Origin of the sequence: Litchfieldia alkalitelluris (genome assembly GCF_002153425.1) — a bacterium.
Classification (GTDB): Bacteria; Bacillota; Bacilli; order Bacillales; family Salisediminibacteriaceae; genus Evansella; species Evansella alkalicola.
The window spans coordinates 2,822,216-2,838,816 of the sequence record NZ_KZ119600.1 but is presented as its reverse complement, the minus strand read 5'-3'; the positions used below and the strand labels follow the sequence as shown (position 1 = coordinate 2,838,816).

Annotated in this window: 14 protein-coding genes; 9 read left to right on the top strand and 5 right to left on the bottom strand. The window is 38.0% G+C overall.

Annotated features, from left to right (window positions below):
* Nucleotides 1–66: 66 nt before the first annotated feature.
* Together cydD and cydC are read left to right on the top strand one after the other, a co-directional pair.
* Nucleotides 67–1,797 (top strand): thiol reductant ABC exporter subunit CydD, encoded by a 1,731-nt coding sequence (cydD, locus tag BW724_RS13585; RefSeq protein WP_088075731.1) that lies wholly within the window; start codon nucleotides 67–69, stop codon nucleotides 1,795–1,797.
* Entirely contained in the window at nucleotides 1,794–3,533 is a 1,740-nt protein-coding gene (gene cydC / locus BW724_RS13580; RefSeq protein WP_088075730.1) for a thiol reductant ABC exporter subunit CydC, read from the top strand. The genes cydD and cydC overlap by 4 nt, the downstream gene beginning before the upstream one ends.
* A 46-nt stretch (nucleotides 3,534–3,579) precedes the next feature.
* Here the strand turns inward: cydC and cydS are convergent, their stop codons facing one another.
* The 4 genes from cydS to BW724_RS13565 all read right to left on the bottom strand — a co-directional run bounded on the left by cydS (nucleotide 3,580) and on the right by BW724_RS13565 (nucleotide 8,221).
* Nucleotides 3,580–3,744: a cytochrome bd oxidase small subunit CydS family protein gene (gene cydS / locus BW724_RS23660; RefSeq protein ID WP_176371413.1), complete on the bottom strand. Its 165-nt coding sequence runs from the start codon at nucleotides 3,742–3,744 to the stop codon at nucleotides 3,580–3,582.
* Between the two features lie 77 nt (nucleotides 3,745–3,821).
* Complete coding sequence (locus BW724_RS13575) at nucleotides 3,822–4,835, bottom strand: cytochrome d ubiquinol oxidase subunit II (RefSeq protein ID WP_088075729.1); 1,014 nt, start codon at nucleotides 4,833–4,835, stop codon at nucleotides 3,822–3,824.
* A 17-nt stretch (nucleotides 4,836–4,852) separates the two neighbouring features.
* Nucleotides 4,853–6,211: a cytochrome ubiquinol oxidase subunit I gene (locus BW724_RS13570; RefSeq protein ID WP_088075728.1), complete on the bottom strand. Its 1,359-nt coding sequence runs from the start codon at nucleotides 6,209–6,211 to the stop codon at nucleotides 4,853–4,855.
* A 570-nt stretch (nucleotides 6,212–6,781) separates the two neighbouring features.
* Entirely contained in the window at nucleotides 6,782–8,221 is a 1,440-nt protein-coding gene (locus BW724_RS13565; protein WP_088075727.1) for a DDE-type integrase/transposase/recombinase, read from the bottom strand.
* A 165-nt stretch (nucleotides 8,222–8,386) separates the two neighbouring features.
* Here BW724_RS13565 and BW724_RS13560 point away from each other — a divergent pair, with 165 nt between their 5' ends.
* Nucleotides 8,387–8,860: a GNAT family N-acetyltransferase gene (locus tag BW724_RS13560; protein ID WP_088075726.1), complete on the top strand. Its 474-nt coding sequence runs from the start codon at nucleotides 8,387–8,389 to the stop codon at nucleotides 8,858–8,860.
* A 128-nt stretch (nucleotides 8,861–8,988) separates the two neighbouring features.
* Here BW724_RS13560 and BW724_RS13555 read toward each other — a convergent pair whose 3' ends face one another.
* Nucleotides 8,989–9,219, bottom strand: a complete 231-nt coding sequence (locus tag BW724_RS13555) for a DUF1128 domain-containing protein (protein ID WP_088075725.1) — start codon at nucleotides 9,217–9,219, stop codon at nucleotides 8,989–8,991.
* A 225-nt stretch (nucleotides 9,220–9,444) separates the two neighbouring features.
* Between BW724_RS13555 and smc the strand changes: the two genes are divergently transcribed.
* The 6 genes from smc (at nucleotide 9,445) to BW724_RS13525 (ending at nucleotide 16,542) form a co-directional block, all read left to right on the top strand.
* The gene (gene smc / locus BW724_RS13550) at nucleotides 9,445–13,014 is read left to right on the top strand and encodes a chromosome segregation protein SMC (protein WP_088075724.1); all 3,570 of its coding nucleotides are present in this window, start codon (nucleotides 9,445–9,447) and stop codon (nucleotides 13,012–13,014) included.
* A 29-nt stretch (nucleotides 13,015–13,043) separates the two neighbouring features.
* Nucleotides 13,044–14,042 (top strand): signal recognition particle-docking protein FtsY, encoded by a 999-nt coding sequence (gene ftsY, locus BW724_RS13545; protein WP_088075723.1) that lies wholly within the window; start codon nucleotides 13,044–13,046, stop codon nucleotides 14,040–14,042.
* Between the two features lie 127 nt (nucleotides 14,043–14,169).
* Nucleotides 14,170–14,499 (top strand): putative DNA-binding protein, encoded by a 330-nt coding sequence (locus BW724_RS13540; protein ID WP_088075722.1) that lies wholly within the window; start codon nucleotides 14,170–14,172, stop codon nucleotides 14,497–14,499.
* 12 nt (nucleotides 14,500–14,511) lie between these two features.
* Nucleotides 14,512–15,858, top strand: a complete 1,347-nt coding sequence (gene ffh / locus BW724_RS13535; protein ID WP_088075721.1) for a signal recognition particle protein — start codon at nucleotides 14,512–14,514, stop codon at nucleotides 15,856–15,858.
* Nucleotides 15,859–16,003: 145 nt separating this feature from the next.
* Nucleotides 16,004–16,276, top strand: coding sequence for a 30S ribosomal protein S16 (gene rpsP, locus BW724_RS13530; RefSeq protein WP_088075720.1), 273 nt, complete (start codon nucleotides 16,004–16,006; stop codon nucleotides 16,274–16,276).
* Between the two features lie 38 nt (nucleotides 16,277–16,314).
* Entirely contained in the window at nucleotides 16,315–16,542 is a 228-nt protein-coding gene (locus BW724_RS13525) for a KH domain-containing protein (protein WP_013489117.1), read from the top strand.
* Nucleotides 16,543–16,601 lie beyond the last annotated feature (59 nt).

Here is a 16,601-nt window from a genome sequence, read left to right as displayed (position 1 = left end):
TACTTTCAACCAATTTTTTTGGTCACTATTTAATTTTTACTTTGTTGAAATGGAGATAATATAATTATGAAGCAACTAAAAGAAATCGCACGGGCACAAAAAAAACAAATGTATCTCCTATATGTCTTAGCGTTGTCAATTGGAGTTATTGTTATTGGACAAACTTACTTTATTGTGTCCATTGTAGATGGTGTGTTTTTAAAATCAGCTAACATGAGTGACGTATTGCCATCTATCGTAGGCCTATTAATGGTTTTACTAGCCAGGGCCTTATTTACATACTTAAATGGACGAATTGGTATGAAAATGGCTTCTAAAGCAAAACTGCAGTTTAGACAGAAGTTACTCAGTAAATATACAAAAAATCCGATCCAAGCCTCACTAAAAGGACAATCAGGTGAGAAAGTTAGTATTATGATGGATGCGGTGGATGAAGTGGATAGTTATTATAGTAAATACTACCCACAAATGATCCAAACGAGTGTAGTTCCATTAATTATTCTTGGAACTGCATTTTATTTAAATTGGGTGTCTGGGCTAATCATGATTGTGACAGCTCCGTTCATTCCTATTTTTATGATTATAATTGGAGGCGCAACGCAAAAGAAATCTGAAGCTCAGTTAGAGAAATTGGCAGCTTTTTCAGGAAGATTCCTAGATATTTTACAAGGCTTAACAACTCTAAAGTTCTTTGGTAGGGCAAAGGATAAACAAGAAGTTATTCGGCAGAGTAGTTTACAATATCGTGATGCTACGATGGATGTTTTAAAGGTGGCATTTTTATCTTCCCTTGCCTTAGAATTTATTTCTATGCTTAGCATAGGCCTTATCGCATTAGAAGTGGGGCTTCGTCTCGTTGTATATCAGCATCTAAATTTCTATACAGCATTTTTTGTGCTGATACTTGCTCCAGAATTCTACAACTCTCTTAAGGAACTTGGAAGTGCCTTTCATGCAGGGAGAGGGAGTATGGGGGCTGCGAAAAAAATTATTGAAGAACTGGAAATGGAAGAGCAACCAGTTATTTGGGGAGATAAGATACTTAATGGTGGTGCACAACCTCCAACCATTAGACTAGAAAATATTCAATTTCAATATGGGGAAACTGGTTTTTCCCTACAGAATGTTTCTGCTGAGATCTCTCCATTTGCCCAAATTGCTATTGTTGGCAAAAGCGGTTCTGGTAAGTCAACATTATTGCAGGTTATCTCGGGTCTTCTTCAACCTTCTAGAGGAAGAGTTAACATTAATGGATCCGATTTATTAGAGTATAAGGAAAGTAGCTGGATGGACCAATTAAGCTATATTTCACAAGATCCGTATCTCTTTTCTGGAACGATAAGAGAGAATATTTCCATTGGTGTGAAAGGTGAAACTTCTCAAATAGAATTGGAAGCAGCTGCTGAAAAGGCTGGAATTGCTTCTATGATTCAAGAGCTTGAGCATGGCTACGACACCACCATTGGAGAAGGGGGAAGAGGTCTTTCTGGTGGTGAAAAACAACGTATGGCAATAGCTAGAGCATTTCTAAAAAAACCATCAGTCATTCTGTTTGATGAACCTACTGTTGGACTAGATCTCCAAACTGAAAAAATCTTGCAAGAATCCATCTATGAGTTAAGTCAATCATCTACGGTGATTACCGTCGCCCATCGATTACATACGATAAAAAATTCAGACAGTATTCTCTTTATATCTAATGGAGAGTTAGTAGCACAAGGTACTCATGATGAGCTGACCAATTCAAACTCGGATTATCGTGATATGGTTTCATTACAGCGAGGTGATGTGGGATGAAGGATTTACGATTAGTGATAAAGCTGATGATGGCAGAAAAAAAGGACGTTTTACTGTCTATATTATTTGGGTATTTAGCAGGAACTGCAGCTGTGGCTTTATTTGCAAATAGCGGTTATTTAATATCAAAGGCAGCTGTAAATCCACCTTTATATATTTTGACTGTAAGTATTGCCCTTCTTAAGCTATTTAGCTTTACTCGAGCGTTGAGTAAATATGGAGAACGATTCTATTCTCATCGAGCTACATTTACTAAACTTAGTAATCTAAGGGTCCATTTCTTTGAAAAACTTGAGCCACTGGCACCGAGGATATTCAATCGATACAGAAGCGGTGATCTATTATCTAGGATAGTCGGAGATGTGGAAAGCTTGCAAAACTTTTTCTTGCGGGTTTATTATCCCCCAATTGTAATGGTAATTGTTTTTCTAAGTACGATTGTATTTACCTCCTTCTTCTCTGTACCCATAGCCCTTATACTAGTTTTTGGCTTAATATTAACAGGCTTTGTTGTACCTTTATGGTTCGCCATGAAGCAGCGGGGGATTCAGCATCAGTTAAGGGAGGTTCGTGGTGCCCTTTCTACAGAAGTAACAGAATACCACTATGGATTTAGGGATCTCAAACTGCACCAAAAGCTAGATTCTCAAGAGGAACAACTATTGAAGGCATCTCAATCGTATGTTAATGAGCAGGAAAAGTACGGGCTTCAGGCTATTTATAGTCAATCGATTAATCAAACCCTTTCGCTTATGATATCTTGGCTTATACTAACAATTGGTGCACTGTTTGTTGTGGAAGGGCAGTTAGATGGGGTATTTTTAGCAATGCTCGTAATGATATCTTTAACCGTTTTTGAAAACTCGACGCCAATGGCTTCTTTTCCGAATCATTTTGAAGATAGTCGTAGAGCCGCAGGAAGGTTATTTTCTGTTGTGGATCAAAAAGAAAATGAATCGACGTTGTCTCCAGGAAATGCAGATAATGAAGACGGTGAATTAGGTGCATTAAATGTGGATCAAGCATGGTCATTAGAAGTTAAAAATCTTTCATTTGGTTTTCCAGATGAACCACGCTTAGCATTGAAAAACGTTTCATTGAAAATACCAGCAGGGACTAAAACTGCCATTGTGGGACCAAGTGGAAGCGGTAAATCTACACTCTTATATTTACTATTAAAGGCTTATCCAGAATTCAGAGGAGATATAATACTAAACGGCAAGTCTACCCATCAACTAAAAGCAGAAAACATCTGGGAAGGCACGAATGTTGTCCTTCAAAGCAATCATTTTTTCTATGGAACTATTAGAGAAAACTTATTGTTGGCTAGTGACGACTTGTCAGATGGACAATTGAAGAAGGCCTTAGAAGCGGTCAAACTCGAAGATTTTTCTCTTGATGATCCAGTACTTGAGAAGGGGGAAAACCTTTCTGGAGGAGAAAAACAACGATTGGCAATTGCTAGGGCTATGTTAAAGGCTTCCCATTTATGGTTATTAGATGAACCTACTTCTTCAGTAGATTCCCTAACGGAGCAATTTATTTATGATCAATTATTTATGGAGGACGAGGATACTTTTGTCCTCATCAGTCATCGTTTGAAGGGTCTTGAAAAAATGGATCAAATTATAGTCATGGAAAACGGGGGAATTGTTGAAACAGGTACGTTTGATGAATTGATGAGAAAACGTGGCTATTTTTACGAGATGAAACAGATTGAAGCAAGTATTTTATAAATGTTAAGAGGGTGTCCCAAAAATTATGGGGCACCCTCTTAACGTTTTATTGATTCGCTACCTTTTGGACTGGCTCGTTATTATCCTTGTCTTTATCTTCATTTATATAATTAGGAGTTTTTCCGTAAGTCGCCCAAAGGAAAACGAGGGCCACACATGCCACCATAACTAACGGTGGGGCAATCATAATTAGAAATTGTGTAATATCCATTTGTAACTCCTCCTTTTTTCAATAAATTAGGATACTTAATTTTTCAATCAAATCTGTTCATGTTACGAGGCCGGACATCATTTTTTCCCTTGCACATAATCTGCGTCAAACAAGAATGTACGCATGAGCAAGTATAAGGAAGGAATCAATAATAGAAGCCCAGCAATAAATGCAATCACTAGAGCAAGTGCCATAGACTCATTCGTGAAACCATCATATATTGTTAAATACGGATAAAGTAAATAAGGTAGATGTGCTGCTCCATATCCAAAGAAGGCAGCGAAATATTGGATCATTACTAATATAAATGCCGTTCCATAGTTACGGCGCTTCCAAATTAAATACGTTGCAATGATAAAAGCAATAAAAGAGATTCCAAATACCCACCATATGTCAACCATATTTTGATAGTGTAGAGGATTTCGTTTTCCTAATAGGAAAAATACGATGATTCCCATACCTATAGCAGGGAGAGACCATGTCAGTGCATATTTACGAAGCAATTTTAGTGCCCCTTCATCCTTTGCCCTTGATGAATAATAGGTAAGGAAACTAGCTGAAATAAAGAGAACACTGACAATTGCTAAAACTACAACACCCCAAGAATAGAGGCTTCCGAATAGTTCACCATATAATAACCTTACGTTCCCATCTTCAACGACTACATATCCCCCTTCTGAAATCGTCAAGACAGTAGAAAGGGAAGATGGAATGAGAAGTCCAGTTGCTCCATACAAAAAATTATATAGTGGACTTTCCTTTGCACCATAGGTTGCAAAGGCATAGTAAGACCCTCGAATTGCCAATAAAATGATAGCAACACTTCCTGGAATGAGAAGAGCTGTTCCATAATAATAGGCTGTATCTGGGAAGAATCCAACGATTCCAATAAAGAAGAACACGAGGAAAACGTTAGTAACTTCCCAAACAGGCGATAGGTAACGTTGAATAATATTGTGAGTAATGTGATTTTGCTTTGTTCGTTTCGTATAGTAGCTAAAGAATCCTGCGCCAAAGTCGACAGAGGCCACGATCAAATAGCCGTATAAAAAGATCCATAGTACAGTTATCCCTAAAATTTCGTAACTCATCTTTTCCTACCCCTCCTTTAGTTGGCTTTACGATCGTCCGTGTGGGTAAGACCACGTTTTTCTAGCTCTCGTTCAACAGGGTTATTTTTAAACATTCGTGAAAGTACTCGAACACAAGTAATTCCAAGTACTGCATATAAAATGATGAATACATAAAGCATGATATCCACATGTTGTGATGTCGTTGCACCCTCAGCTACGGTCATAACCTGATTTAGTATCCATGGTTGTCTACCGACTTCTGTAAAGAACCAACCAGCTTCAATAGCAAGCATGGCTAATGGTCCTCCCGCTAAGACACTCCATAATAAAGGTCGATTAAAAGCGTTCCAATTTTTCTTCCAATTCATAAACACAAACAGGACAGAAACGAAGGCTAAATACATTCCAATAAAGACCATTAAGTCAAAGGCATAGTGGATCCATAGTGGAGGAAGTTCCTCAGCAGGGAAATCATTTAGTCCAATGACTATTGTATCTGGTGTGCCACCAGCTAATATACTTAGTGCAAATGGTATTTTTAAGGCATATCTGACTTCGTTATCATCAGTAAGGATTCCACCTAAAATTAATGGTGCTTCACTTTCTGTTTCAAAGTGCCATTCGGCGGCTGCTAATTTCTCAGGTTGATATTCATGTAGGTATTTTCCAGACAGGTCTCCAATTATTGCTGTACCTATAGCAAAAACGGCTGCTGATACCATTGTTAAGTGTAATGCTTTTTTGTAATAGATGTGATTATTGCCTTTTAACAGCTTGTAAGCAGCAATCGCTCCAAGAATAAATGCAGATGTTAAGTAACACGTGATGATTACGTGAGATATTTTCGTTGGAGTTGCAGGGTTAAACATGGCAGCCAACGGACTTACGTCAGTTAAGATTCCATCGATCATAGTAAAACCTTGTGGGAAGTTCATAAATGAATTTACTGAAGTTATGAAGAATGCACTTGCAGTTGCCCCAATTACAATTGGTATTACTAATAGGAAGTGCTTCATTTTGCTCTTCCAGCGATCCCATGTATACAGGTAGATTCCTAGAAAGATAGCTTCAAAGAAAAACGCAAAAGTTTCCATAAACATGGGTAAACCTATCGTGTGACCTGCAGCTTGCATGAAGTTTGGCCACAATAGACTTAACTGTAGACCGATGGCCGTACCAGTTACTACACCAACGGCAACCGTAACTACAAAGCCCCTTGCCCAGCGTCTTGCCATCAAAGTATAATGGGGATCATTTCGTTTGATCCCCATCCATTCTGCAATGGCAATCATTAATGGAATTCCGACACCGATGGTCGCAAAAATAACATGAAAACCAAGTGTTAGACCTGTTAGGATACGACTATAAATGACCGGATCGTATTCAAAAAACATGATGTTCCTCCTATTCAATTGCGAGTTATTTTTTGTATTGTTCAATATCTAGTAGAGTAATTCTACTTTTTAGAGAAATAAAAAAGGCATATCTATATAACAAAGTGAAATATAGTCACCGCAAGTAAGTAAAAGAACTATAATATTTTACACTGTTTCTATAGTAATAATTATTTTTAAAAATGATTATAGGTGTTTTCACTCATATTTTGTGAAGTTGTGAGCGTTTATTGAACAAAAAGTGAAATATTTGTGAATACATTATTTGGGGGTTCTAAAACACTTGATTTTTTCATACTTTTCTAAATTAGCTACCATTAGGGTAGTGTCAAAAGTTCTATGAAAAAATAGACCAACATGAGATGGTTATTATTTTTTTGAGAGGGAGGCTGCCGCAATCGCTCTTGACAAACACACCAATGGTTTGAGAGTTGCTTATCAAGGGCGAAGGGGACAAAAGAAGGCATGCCAAATAAGCCCTTGGTGTTTCCATTTTAAACCATTGGTAAGTTCGGTTTGTCAAGAGTTCGCTTCGCCGATCGCTAGTTCCAGGGCTCTGCTAAACAAAAGTTAGTCTTGTTGCTCTGCTAGCCATTCTTGTGCCATATATATTAGCCTTGTCCACCTTGCTGGCATGTGGGGAAGCTTCTCTAGCTCAGGGATCATCACAGGGACTCTACCTTCAATTGAGGAGTGTGGTCTTAGAAAGTTAAAGTACGCCACGAATAGAGTCACATAGGAAACAGATCCTTGATTGGAACCAAAACCATGCGTGGAACGATAGTTCCCTTTGAATGTCCTATTGAGTCTCTCAATAATTTGTTTAAGTGGCCTGAATTCCCTGGATACGTCATCTTCGTTGGTCAAACCAATGACCTGCTTCACATCAAATGAGATGTTGTGTTGGGCAAAGAAGTGTTGAGCCAACAGATAGATAGGGTTTCCATCAACGACAAAGGTTAAGTCTTTAGGTATTTCTTTTAGTTTAATGAGTACTTCATCGATAGCTCGTATAGCCGATGGTGTATCTCGATTAGGTGAGACAGGATAAGACAGGATGATCTTCTTCACCGCATCAAAAAAGAAAAAGATATAATGCCAACGACCATTGACGCGGATGTATGTTTCATCACCGCAAAATTGGTCTGATAGCTCATAAGGATAATGATCTACAAAAGGCTTAAGGTACAAAGCAGCACTGTTCTCGTAATTTAAAATGGTTTGATGGGAAATAGATACTCCATGTATATCTTTCATGATGGCTGCCGTCCTGCGAGCAGAAAGCCCATAGTTAACGTGATAAGTTAAAATAAGTCCTAATGTATGTGGAGACACATACAGCCTGGTTAAATCTACTTTAGGCTTTTGTGGCGAGTGTTTAGCTAAAGGTTGATAATCTATTCGAAATTGACGGAAGATATAGCGCATCTTGAAAGCTTGTGGGTCCTGCTCAAATTGCTTTTTCTCTCTTTTAGATAAGCCTTTCAAGTTCCTTTGATAGTAAGTACAGTTATCATTTTTACACTTGTAAACATCAAAGTCTTTTCTTTCCTTCACTTTTTCTAGTGAAAAAGAACAGTGGGGACACTTGAGGACAGCTTCTTTCAGATACCGGTTCTTTTCACTGAAAAGGCACGTACACACCTTACATTGATATTGTCCTTTCGCTCCATTATTTGCGTATAAATACTCAGATGGAGCACCACACTTTGGACATTTTATCGTTGTAGGAACAGGTGTAGAATTCACATGTCTTCTCACCGGTTTTAGTACTTTACCTTTAGCTATTTTATGCTCTTGTAACAGTACCTTATAGTTTAGCTTTTCAAAGGTTTCGACGATCGGAAGGTCGTCTACCTGAAGTTTCCGATAAGGTTTATTTACAGGAGTCTCTGTAGACTTTGGCTTATCAAACATGCTTTTACCAATAAGTAGAGTGAGTAAAGTCTTAATTATTTCTTCTTGATATTTTATAAATGTAAGTAAATAGGTTATAATTTGAGGGTACAACTTTTGTCACTTCCTTTTCTGGAATTGGGTGTGTGGTAACCTCAATTATCTACAGAAATCAGGGGGTGGCAATTTTTTTGCTCAAAAACCCTCACATATTAAGATTAATAGCCTATTTTCTATAAAAAGTTTTGACAATACGACCATGAAAATGGGGGGAGAATGATGAAAGATCAAATTCAGGTTACAACAGATTGGGATACAATTGCTTCATTAAATAAAAGTGTTCAAGAATTACATGTGAAGTTATATCCTAATCGTTTTAAGGAATATAACGAGAAGGAAATTAGGGGTTTCTTTAAACAAATGATTCACAACCCTAACTATCTTTTCTTGATTGTAATGGAAAACGGCGTCAGTATCGGTTATGCATGGATTGAATTACTTAACCATCCTGGAACTCCTTTTACAAAAGCCCATCAGGCTGTATATGTGCATCAAATTAGCATCATTAAACAGCATCAGGGTAAAGGATATGGAACAAGTTTAATGAAAAAAATTTATGAGATTGCAATAAGTAAGGGAATAGACCTAATAGAATTAGATTACTGGATTGGAAATGTCGAGGCGCAGGATTTTTATAAGAAACAAGGATTTGTAAAATACCGCGAATTTGTCTACAAGAATCTCCGTATTTAGCTAACTTTTGTCGACTTATGCGCTTACCGAGGAAATAATTCATTATTTCTTTGAAATATTCTTCATTTTTATTAAAGAAAAAAAGGACTGGGACAATGTATTAATTGCTCCAGTCTCTTAGTCAAATATTATTCCACTCGGTCTCGTAAGCTACCTAGCTCTGAGACAATAGCGTCCATCTCACTTACGCTGAAGTTAGACTTTTTCATTACCATAGAATGAAGTTCCTCCACATCGTCAAAACGATCAAGGGAATAATGGTCAGCTTTCATTGCCCCACCATTTACAATGCGAAGTTTTGTTTTTATTTCTTCAATCATTGCGTTTAGATTTTCTCGTGATTTTTCCTGTGTACCCATTGAAACACCCCTTCTTTGGCTATTTTCTAATGATGAATAATTAATATAGATGTAATTATAAATCATGAAAACAGCAAATAGTTACTATTTATTGTAACACGTCGAAAGAAAAACACCAGTCCTGTCATAATCCCGTTTAATATGACAACACCTTTATGGTAAAATGAACAAGTTAAGAAAAAATGTATAATATTTTTTGAAAGATATTAATAGAGGTGAATGATATTGTTCCTTAAACGACTGGACCTCGTAGGCTTTAAATCCTTTGCAGACAGGCTGTCCATTGACTTTGTATCTGGAGTAACCGCAGTAGTAGGTCCTAATGGCAGTGGTAAAAGTAATATTTCAGATGCAATACGATGGGTACTTGGTGAGCAATCAGCTAAGAACCTCCGCGGAGCAAAGATGGAGGACATTATTTTTTCTGGGAGTGAATCCCGTGCTCCTTTAAACATGGCTGAAATAACCCTTGTGTTAGACAATGAAGATCAGCATCTATCCATTGATTACAGTGAAGTTGCTGTGACACGAAGGGTTTACAGATCTGGTGATAGTGAATATCTAATTAATAAACAGCCATGTCGCTTAAAAGACATTGTAGATTTGTTCATGGATTCAGGCTTAGGAAAAGAAGCTTTTTCCATTATTGGACAAGGTCGTGTAGAAGAGATCTTAAGCAGTAAATCTGAGGAGCGCCGTTCTATTTTTGAGGAGGCAGCAGGTGTTTTAAAATATAAGCATCGTAAGTTGAAATCTGAAAAAAAGTTGGATGATACGCAGGATAACTTAAATAGAGTAAAAGACATTCTATATGAATTGGAAACACAAGTAGAGCCACTTAAGGAACAGGCTTCAGTGGCGAAGGAGTATTTAGAAAAAAAGAGTGAGTTGAAGGAGTTTGAAGTAGGTGTTCTTGCAAAGGAGATTGAACAACTTCATGTAAAATGGAGCGAAGAAAAAGAACAATTGGAATTACTTCAGGATAAAGAAAGTGGTTATCAAGCTACAGTGAAAAAAAGGGAAGCTGAGCTTGAAAGACTAAGGTCTGATATGAATCTAATTGATGAATCAATTAATGATTTACAAGACATCTTGCTAAAAACTAGTGAAGAATTAGAAAAGCAGGAAGGTCAGAAGGAAGTTTGGAAAGAACGGAAGAAGAACTTTTCACAGCACAAAGAGCAATACCTAGAGGAAATTACAGAGTTGAAACAGCAAAAGGAACAGTTATCCGAGGAACTACAGGAACAAATGGAGCAGCTGAGAATCTTTAAAGAGAAGACGAGGTCTACACGCCAACAACTGGTTGATCATCAAAGTAAGCTTGAAGAATTAGAGCAGAATACTGTAGACAGATTAGAGCAGTTAAAGTCTGATTATATCGAGTGGCTAAATGAAAAGGCAACGCAGCAAAATGAGTCAAGATATATTGAAGAACAATTATCGAAGCAACGAGAAAAGCGGCAACGTCTTGAGCGTGATAACAGAGAGGTAATTGAAAAAAGAGATGATATCAATGAAAGTCTTGCAGTTGCACGTGAGGAATGGACTGATGCGAAGCAATTAATAAATGATAAGCTTCAAGCATATCAAGACAAAAAAAGGTTATTAGAAAAAGAAGAGGGACAAGCCCAGAAAAAAGAGACTTTACTTTATGAAGCGTATCGTCATGTGCAACAACTAAAATCTCGAAAAGAAGTACTAGAAGAAATGCAAAATGAGTATTCTGGCTTTTTTCAAGGGGTTAAAGAAATATTAAAAGAGCGTGACCGCCAGTTCAAAGAGATAAAAGGGGCAGTTGCGGAGTTAGTACACGTACCGAAGGAATATGAAAATGCAATCGATATTGCTTTAGGAGCGGCACAACAGCACGTTGTTGTAGAGAATGAACAAACTGGAAGAAAAGCTATTCAGTTTTTAAAACAACGAAAGTTAGGTCGTGCGACTTTCCTTCCAATGGACGTAATAAAGCCTAGAAATATCCCTTCTGCTGATTTAAATCTAGTGCGACAACAGAATGGCTTTATTGGAATGGCAAAGGATTTAGTGAAGTTTGATGGTCAATTTGATCAAGTAATGTCACACCTCCTTGGAAACATTATCATTGCAAAAGATATGAAGTCAGCGAATGATCTGGCAAGAGCAGCAAGGTACCGTTTTAGAGTAGTAACCTTAGATGGGGATGTTATTAATCCTGGTGGTGCTATGACAGGTGGAAGTATGAAGCAAAAGCAGAGTCAAATTTTGGGCAGACAACAGGAACTAGAACGAGTGACAAGTAAACTTGTTCAACTTGAGCGTGATTCTGATACATTACAAGGTGATGTTTCATCTTCTAAAGATCAAATAAGGTTATTGCAAGAGCAAATTCGTGTTTTACAGCAAGAGGGAGAGCAGATACGAGAGGAAGAACAGTTAAAGAAGTCAAGGTTAAATGAGCTTGAGCTTGCGGCAGGAAATGTCAACGAACGTTTGAAGTTATATGATATGGAGAAAAATGAGTTTGTAGCTGAGCTTCACGAAAAAGAAAACAGATTAAAGGTTTTAGCTGATTCAATTAAGCTGTGTGAAGAAAAAATAGTAGCCTTGGACGATAAAATTAAAAAGCTTTCGAGACAACAGGAAGATGAAAAAACAACAAAAGAAACACTTTCTTCCCAAATAACTGAAACTAAAATTCAATTAGCCAAGGAAGAGGAACAGTTACATTACTCACAAGAAAACTATAGACGAATAGAGAAGTCTTTAGAGAATGTATCGAAAACATTAGAGTTAAAAGAAAATGAATACTTCCAGTTGGAGCGGGAAATGTCTTCTCAATCAGAGGACGCGGATACGATTGATACGGTTATTGAGAGGCGTCGCACTGAGAAGGATCAAACAATAAACCTTATTTCCAAACGTCGTTCAGAGCGACTTGCTATTCAGCAGGAGCATGATGATGGGGAAAGGGAGCTCAAAGAGCATAAGAGACAGCTTAAATTTGTTTCCTCCTCTCTTCATGAGACAGAAGTGAGGGTTAATCGTTTAGATGTAGATTTAGACAATCGATTAAACAAGCTAGAAGGAGAATATGAATTATCATTCGAAGCAGCAAAGTCTCAATACCCTCTTCATGTTGAACTAGAGGAAGGTAGGAAAAAAGTAAAGCTCATAAAAATGGCAATTGATGAGTTAGGGTCTGTCAATGTCGGCGCCATAGAAGAATATGACAGAGTGAAGGAACGCTTCGAGTTTTTAACAGAACAAAAACAAGATTTAGAGGACGCGAAGGCAACCTTACATCAGGTCATTTCTGAAATGGATGAGGAGATGACAAAACGTTTTAAAGAAACTTTTGAACAGATCCAATCGCACTTTCACGAAGTATTTAAAGAGCTATTTGGTGGTGGCCAGGCTGACCTTATTTTATCAAACCCTGAAGACCTCCTAAATACAGGAGTTGAAATTGTGGCTCAGCCTCCAGGTAAGAAGTTGCAGCATCTTGCACTATTATCAGGGGGAGAGCGCGCTTTAACTGCTATTGCCTTATTGTTTTCCATATTAAAAGTTCGCCCAGTACCTTTCTGTGTCCTTGATGAGGTGGAAGCAGCTTTAGATGAGGCAAATGTCGTTCGATTCGCCCAGTACTTGAAGGATTTTAGTCATGAAACGCAATTCATTGTCGTTACACACAGAAAAGGCACGATGGAAGAAGCAGACGTTCTTTATGGTGTAACCATGCAAGAATCTGGTGTATCTAAACTCATGTCCGTAAGATTGGAAGAGAGTAAAGAGTTAGTTGGAGTAAAATAAGTACCTATGAAAGAAGCGGAGGGTATCAAGTGAGTTTTTTTAAGAAACTAAAAGAAAAGATTACAGGTCAGACAGAGACAGTTACTGAAAAGTTTAAGGGCGGTCTTTCAAAAACGAGAGACTCTTTTGTAGGAAAAATGAATGACCTTGTAAAAAACTATAGAAAAGTAGATGAAGAATTTTTTGAAGAACTTGAAGAAATTTTAATATCTGCTGATGTTGGTGTTCATACAGTGATGGACTTAATTGATGATTTAAAGGATGAAGCTAGAACAAGGAACATCAAAGAAGCAGTAGATATTCAACCTGTTATCTCGGAAAAACTAGCAGAACTGTTGCAAAAGTCTGAAGAGGAAACAGAATTGAATATCCAGGAAGATAGCCTAACTGTTATCTTGATGGTAGGAGTTAACGGCGTGGGGAAGACCACGACGATTGGAAAGCTTGCACACAAGTTCAAAGAGGATGGCAAAAATGTAGTGTTAGCTGCTGGCGATACTTTCCGAGCAGGTGCCATAGAACAGCTAGAAGTTTGGGGAGAGCGTGTTGGTGTAGATGTTATTAAACAACAGGCAGGCTCTGATCCAGCTGCAGTAATGTATGATGCCGTTCAAGCTGCTAAGTCTCGAAATGCAGATATCCTTCTATGTGATACAGCAGGAAGACTTCAAAATAAAGTTAATCTTATGAATGAATTAGAAAAGGTTAAACGAGTGATCACTCGTGAAATTCCTGATGCACCACATGAAGTACTACTTGTACTAGATGCAACAACAGGTCAGAATGCTATGAGTCAAGCGAAAACGTTCGGTAAAGCAACAGATGTTTCTGGTATCGTCCTTACAAAGCTCGATGGAACTGCAAAAGGTGGGATCGTACTTGCTATCCGTCATGAACTTGATATCCCAGTGAAGTTTGTTGGTCTTGGTGAGGGAATGGACGATTTACAAGAGTTTCAGGCTGATCAATATGTTCATGGCTTGTTTGCAGATGTATTAGAACAGGCTGAAGAAGCAGCTGAGAACTAATTAGACTCCTGCAAATGCATGATTCTTATATTTTATATTACGTCAAGATAAAAACTTGACACAGTTTGGGATCTCTTGTAGTATTGTATGTTGTAAAGTGAATTTCCTTAACGAGGCGGTGAGACTCTTGATAGAAAAGACAATCCGCATGAATTATTTATATGATTTTTATCAGGCTCTTCTAACAGAAAAGCAAAATCAATATATGACAATGTACTATTTAGATGATTTGTCATTAGGTGAGATTGCTGAACAGTTTGATGTAAGTCGTCAGGCCGTTTATGACAATATTAAACGGACAGAAGCTTTGTTAGAGGAATATGAAACGAAGCTCATGCTTCTTCGTAGATATGAAGAACGTCAAGCTTTAATTCAAAGACTGAAAACAGCAATTATGGAACAAGGAAGTCCCGATACAATGATCGAGATCGTAGAGGCACTCGAGAAACTGGAATAGGGGGCAAAATGTATGGCTTTTGAAGGATTAGCGGAAAGGCTGCAAGGTACGATTAGCAAACTCCGTGGAAAAGGGAAAGTAACCGAAACTGATGTGAAAGAAATGATGCGTGAGGTTCGTCTTGCCCTATTAGAAGCGGATGTTAATTTTAAAGTAGTGAAGCAGTTTATTTCCACTGTGAAAGAACGTGCCATTGGTCAAGAGGTGTTAAAAAGCTTAACCCCTGGCCAACAGGTTATTAAAGTAGTTAATGAGGAACTGACAAATCTCATGGGTGGGGAGCAAAGTAAGATTGCTGTCGCATCAAAACCTCCTACAGTTGTGATGATGGTAGGTTTACAAGGTGCTGGTAAGACGACGACAACTGGAAAACTTGCTAATCACCTCAGAAAAAAGCATAATCGTAATCCTCTGATGGTTGCAGCGGATATATATAGGCCTGCGGCGATTAAACAGTTAGAAACATTAGGGAAACAACTTAATATGCCAGTGTTTTCCATGGGAGATCAAGTGAGTCCGGTTGAAATTGCAAAAAATGCAATGGAAAAGGCAAAAGAGGACCACCATGATTATGTCCTTATTGATACGGCAGGTCGATTGCATGTGGATGAAGAGCTAATGAACGAATTAGAAGAGATAAAAGAACTTACCTCTCCTGATGAGATATTGCTCGTTGTCGATGCCATGACAGGTCAAGATGCAGTGAATGTTGCTGAAAGCTTTAATGAGCGTTTAGGTATCACTGGAGTTGTCTTAACCAAATTAGATGGGGACACTCGTGGTGGGGCTGCGTTGTCAATTAAAGCTGTTACAGATACCCCAATTAAGTTCGCTGGTATGGGAGAGAAAATCGATGCCCTTGAGGCTTTCCATCCAGAAAGAATGGCTTCCAGAATTCTTGGAATGGGTGATGTTTTAACACTTATTGAAAAAGCCCAAACAAATGTTGATGAAGAAAAGGCGAAAGAACTGGAACGGAAAATGAGATCAAACGAATTGACGTTTGATGACTTTCTTGAACAGTTAGAGCAAGTGAAAAGTATGGGGCCTTTAGATGAATTATTAAACATGATGCCTGGTGCTGGAAAAATGAAAGGTATGAAAAATATCCAAGTGGATGATAAGCAACTTGGACATATAGAAGCCATCGTTAAGTCCATGACTAAGGCTGAGAAAGAAGACCCATCTATTCTTAATGCAAGTCGCCGTAGGAGAATTGCCAAGGGAAGCGGCACGACCATCCAGGAAGTAAACCGTCTCATAAAGCAATTTGGAGAAATGAAGAAAATGATGAAACAAATGGCAGGAATGCAGGGGAAAGGCAAGAAAAAAGGTGGTTTCAAACTTCCATTTATGTAAAAAAAGTATGATTTTCCGCCTCATTGTATGCCAAAATATTCAAAACAGAGCTCTGTAAAGTTTTTTTACTTTACTAGGGGTTGTCCAACTCGAAAGTTTATGATAATATACTTAATTGTGTGAATGATATTTGGAGGTGAAACACATGGCAGTAAAAATTCGTTTAAAGCGAATGGGAGCAAAAAAATCTCCGTTCTATCGCGTAGTTGTTGCAAATTCTCGTTCTCCACGTGATGGTCGTTTTATTGAAGAACTGGGAACTTACAATCCATTGAAAAACCCAGTTGAATTTAACGTTGATGAGGAAAAAGCGTTGAAATGGATGTTAGATGGCGCAAAGCCTTCCGATACAGTTCGTAACTTGTTCTCAAACGTTGGCTTAATGGAAAAGCTTCACAATGCGAAGAACGTAAAATAATGTCCTTCGTGTGAAAATATTCGTTAAAGGTGAGTGACATGAAAGAACTCGTTGAATCAATTGCAAAGGCCCTTGTTGATCACCCTGATGATGTTCGTGTTACAGAGGTTGAAAACGGTAGATCACTCACACTGAAGTTAGAAGTTCACGCGGACGACATGGGGAAAGTGATTGGCAAGCAAGGCCGCATCGCAAAAGCGATTCGATCAGTTGTGAATGCAGCTGGTACGAATCAAAACAAACGTATTAATTTAGAAATCGGTTAAAGGGTGAGGTGTGTCCTCTCCCTTTTTCCGTATTTTTATATATTCACGGTAAACTAACT

Excerpts from the sequence above, each read along its gene's own strand:
- cydD (WP_088075731.1), top strand. The coding sequence starts at position 67 with ATGAAGCAACTAAAAGAAATCGCACGGGCACAAAAAAAACAAATGTAT.
- cydC (WP_088075730.1), top strand. The coding sequence starts at position 1,794 with ATGAAGGATTTACGATTAGTGATAAAGCTGATGATGGCAGAAAAAAAG.
- cydS (WP_176371413.1), bottom strand. The coding sequence starts at position 3,744 with ATGGATATTACACAATTTCTAATTATGATTGCCCCACCGTTAGTTATG.
- BW724_RS13575 (WP_088075729.1), bottom strand. The coding sequence starts at position 4,835 with ATGAGTTACGAAATTTTAGGGATAACTGTACTATGGATCTTTTTATAC.
- BW724_RS13570 (WP_088075728.1), bottom strand. The coding sequence starts at position 6,211 with ATGTTTTTTGAATACGATCCGGTCATTTATAGTCGTATCCTAACAGGT.
- BW724_RS13560 (WP_088075726.1), top strand. The coding sequence starts at position 8,387 with ATGAAAGATCAAATTCAGGTTACAACAGATTGGGATACAATTGCTTCA.
- BW724_RS13555 (WP_088075725.1), bottom strand. The coding sequence starts at position 9,219 with ATGGGTACACAGGAAAAATCACGAGAAAATCTAAACGCAATGATTGAA.
- ffh (WP_088075721.1), top strand. The coding sequence starts at position 14,512 with ATGGCTTTTGAAGGATTAGCGGAAAGGCTGCAAGGTACGATTAGCAAA.
- rpsP (WP_088075720.1), top strand. The coding sequence starts at position 16,004 with ATGGCAGTAAAAATTCGTTTAAAGCGAATGGGAGCAAAAAAATCTCCG.
- BW724_RS13525 (WP_013489117.1), top strand. The coding sequence starts at position 16,315 with ATGAAAGAACTCGTTGAATCAATTGCAAAGGCCCTTGTTGATCACCCT.